The sequence below is a fragment of the Halorubrum vacuolatum genome (assembly GCF_900188065.1).
Classification (GTDB): domain Archaea; phylum Halobacteriota; class Halobacteria; order Halobacteriales; family Haloferacaceae; genus Halorubrum; species Halorubrum vacuolatum.
On record NZ_FZNQ01000049.1, the window covers coordinates 1 to 3,892 of the forward strand.

The window sequence follows — 3,892 nt, forward strand, 5'->3', positions numbered from 1 at the left end:
CGGTGTTCGAGTTGGTCAAGCCAGGCCTGGACACGATCGGTCTCGGGGTCGGCGTACGTGTCCGCGAGCTTCTTTATCGCCATCGAGTAGACGTTTTCCAGGAATTGTGCCGCGTCTTTATCTATAACTGTTTCACAGTAATTAGCCGCATCCACCGTTACGTCGGCCAACTGTTCGAAACTTACGCCACTCTCGTAGACCAAATGATTCGTCCACGTATACGTAAGATGGTTCATCACGATAGTTGCGCCATCGATATCTTTGTCGTCGAAATCATCGGCAATCGTACCCGAACCCTCGACTAGCATCGAAATTGAATCTTCGAGTACACCGGGATCAATCGGGATTCCTTCGACGACTAACTCGTGTACACATCGTGCATAAGCCTCGTTATCGATTCTTCTCTCACTCGCTGCGTCGAGAAGCAGGTACGAACACCTAACAGCGGTCTGTTTAAGATCGTCGTCCTCCCATTCGTTGGCTTTCGAGTACGCCAGCGCCAGATTTTCGGCCAGTCCGACGTACCGTTCCCCGTTCTCGAGTTCTCCAAGCCCTCGACAGTATCGCGAAAAACCGAGTTCTGGGCCATCTGCCTCGCCGTTGTGGTTCAGTCCCTTTCGTCTGAACACCACTTCCGCGTAGACGTCAGGGGTGATCTCCCAGTTGTCCGAAGGGTCCAGAACAATCTCGGCCGGCACATCATCCGCTTCGATGTCGCTATCCTGCTGCATCCAGTCCGGCAGGTCCCGCACACCATCGCGCACACGCTCTCGGACCTTGCCATCCAGATATCCCAGGAGATAGTACGCACTCTCGACAAGGTCTGCGTCGTCCCCGAGCATAATACGAAGTTCGGCGGTCAGCGCCTCTCGAAGTGCAGAGACGTATTCGAAGGTTTCCCCACCAACGGCCACATCGGTGAACAGCACCTCGATGTCGCGCCAGACCAACTCGTCCATCGTCTCGATGCCTTCGAGGTCGTCATCACCGGTGACCGCAAATCGGGTGGCGATCTTTGCGATCTCCGGATTACCAGCCGCCAGATCGATTACTTGTTCGCGAACCGTCTCTCTCCCGCCTTCGGCTCGCAGTTCGACATCCAACTGCTCAAGCGTCCAGTCGATGACAGCACGTATCGGTTCGTCGTATTCTGCCAGAGGTTCGAACTCGACAGATTCGCGTCTCTCGAAGAGTTGCTTCAGTTCGGAACTCCCTTCTCGAAGCTTTGGGAGGTCGGTAAACGACGAGTACAGTTCGTCCCGACACTCCAGAATGACTGCCGAACAAAGCCCGTCCTCAAGCCATCTCAGCAGATACTTGAGGTCGCGCTCGTCGCTGACGACGTTGTCGCCGCTCGTCCCTCGTTTGTAGAACGCGAACAACACTGTCTCGCCATCGGTCGTTGCGAGGTTCTCTTCGATTGCCTCTGGAATGCTCGCGTCGAAATTCGGCAATCGAATGCGGTACCCCCTGTCTGCAAGTGTCCGGCACGCCCGGAGAGCAGCTGTCGACTTTCCTGTTCCGTGCGGACCACGCAACACGACAAAACCGGTTCCGTTTCCATCAACCTCCTCGACGATTTCGTGGTCTTCACCTCCGTGATAGGGAATCTCGCCGTCCACTGATGTCCGGAGGAGCCGCTGTTCCTCCTCATAGATCGTCGCCTCGAAGTCCGCCAGTGTGCCCGCTGCGCCCTCGACGTCGATGACGTCTTCGACCGACTGCAGCCGCGCTTCAAGTTCCTCGACCGCTTGGTCGAGTGCTTCAAGTCCCGCTTCAAATTCGCCCACGCGAGATTCGATGGTCGCAAGGTCGTCAGCGATCTCCTCGGGCGGGTTCTCCTGCAGTTGCGCCAGTGCAGCCATCGTTTCTGGGGTGCTCAACTTGAGCAGGTTATCGATAGTGTCCGGCGGGAGATCCCACGCTCGCTCGAGTTCTTCTTTCGTCTCGGGCGTCATCTCGATGTCGAGGAGTGCGTCGAAGACCGAGTCCGAGTTGAGTCCGCCGTCGTTGAGCAAAAACCAGACGAGCAATAGCCCGCCTGCTGCCCCGAGTGGTGCCCCGGCGACTGCGCTCCCGAGAGAAATACTCCCAGAAGAAAGGACGCTTGAGACACTATCACGTATTTTGTCAAGTGATTTGGACAAGCTCGCACTAGCACCGAGATCCTTGAGTGCCTGTCCCGCCCCACGCGCCGAGAGCCAGCATGAACTCGATTCGAGCGGGAGTATCGCAGCCCACCCCGGCGCGACTGACCGGGGATAGGCTCGCAACACGTCCGAGTCGAACTCGTACCCGCTATACTGCAGGATTTTCAGCTGCTCGGAGTTGATCTGTTCTCCGGCGGCGTCGCTACAGGCGTCGATTGCCGCCTGTCGATTCCGCCTAAGATCATACTGGATATAATAGATGTGTTCAAACTTCGCGATGTGGTCAACACTTAGGGGATGGTCACCGTCGTCCTGTTCGAGCAACCAGTCAAGACACCACGGCCGCGTGACGAGACAGACACCGCTCTCGCGCTGAAGCAATTCCTCAAGTATCGCCGCGCGATTACCTGACGTGCGCTGGTACGCACGGTAAAAGTCGTCGATGATCACCAACTGATCGGAGTCAACATCGGTCGCTCTTTCAAGGCTCTCCCCACGCTGAACGGTAATGTCGGAATGGCCGGCGACGCCCTCAGAATAAAAGTGTGTAGATTTGCCCATCGCGGGAGCACCGACCACGAGTGTGATTGCATTGAGAAGTCCTGGCTGTGCCTCATCACCCTCTGGAGTAATATCTTCTAGTAGAGGCACCAGTGCCATTGATAAATATTCGTTGCTCGTGATACATAAATAGGTTTCCCACCCATTCGTGTTCGATTAATCCTACTTCCACGGCTTTATTTGAAAGAGTGGCATGACCCTCACGGAAGGGCGTTAAGTCTATGAATTTTGAGTACCAAATCTGAGAGCCATCGCCGGGTGGACAGGCTTCACTGTGGAGTCGACTTGAGGTCATCCCACTGCTGAAACTGCACAAACTCAGCGAAGACATCTCCTCTGCAACATACGAAGTCAATCCCAATACGGAAATCTGCTCAACCGCCGAAGTGCAATTAACGTTTAAAGTAATATTCTGCATAATTTGAGATTGACTGATTTGTGCGTGCACGACTAGACCGGTGCTCGACACAACAAGTCCTACATCGACCCAGAATGGGACCTTTTGGGGTTACGAATTGTTTTGTTCAATTTGCATCTCAAGTATCCGCAATCTTACTTCATGCATTAATTCACTCCTATCGAGTTCAGTGATCTCGTCTCGCTCCTGCAATTCATCCAATATTTTTTCAACTGAAAGCTCCTCGACCTTCTCACGCTCTCGCTCTCGCTGATAATGCGCCTCCGCGTCAGGTGTTTCATACCTCCACAATTCCTCATCAATTCGGCCATCGACCCGGCGTATTTCACGATATCGACCTGGGGTAGTGATAAGATAGTCATCATCGTGATCGGGTCGACCATATCTTCCATCCCAGTGAAACGGTTGATGCCGTTTCCATCCGCCCTTTTGGGTCATTACTTGAACCTCGTACTGGACACTCCGCTTCTGCTTTCCAAACCGGTCGCGAAGCCGCTGAATCAGTCCCATACGTTGAATTAAGGGTCTCCCCCAGTATCAACGATTCGCCAATATCCACTCAAGATTTTATCGACGTTTATTCTACGTTTCGCCAACGTCTTCCCTTCGTTTTTCGGCGTGTGGGTTTCTATCCAAACATAGGTAGCGTAAGGGAGGATATGCTGCCCCCATTCGTATTCGTTTAAGCCCCCGCATTGGCGGTGAGGTCACTACACACCTCCTCTAACAGCGTTTTTCGACCGGGAGAGGGTTGTTTAGCTTC

2 protein-coding genes are annotated in these 3,892 nt (G+C 54.0%); both read right to left on the reverse strand.

The window, feature by feature from the left end:
- On the reverse strand, positions 1-2,810 hold a 2,810-nt coding region (locus CHB65_RS16515), incomplete at its 3' end, for a hypothetical protein (protein ID WP_143420478.1).
- A gap of 409 nt (positions 2,811-3,219) precedes the next feature.
- Positions 3,220-3,639 (reverse strand): hypothetical protein, encoded by a 420-nt coding sequence (locus CHB65_RS16520; RefSeq protein ID WP_089386108.1) that lies wholly within the window; start codon positions 3,637-3,639, stop codon positions 3,220-3,222.
- Between the last annotated feature and the right edge of the window lie 253 nt (positions 3,640-3,892).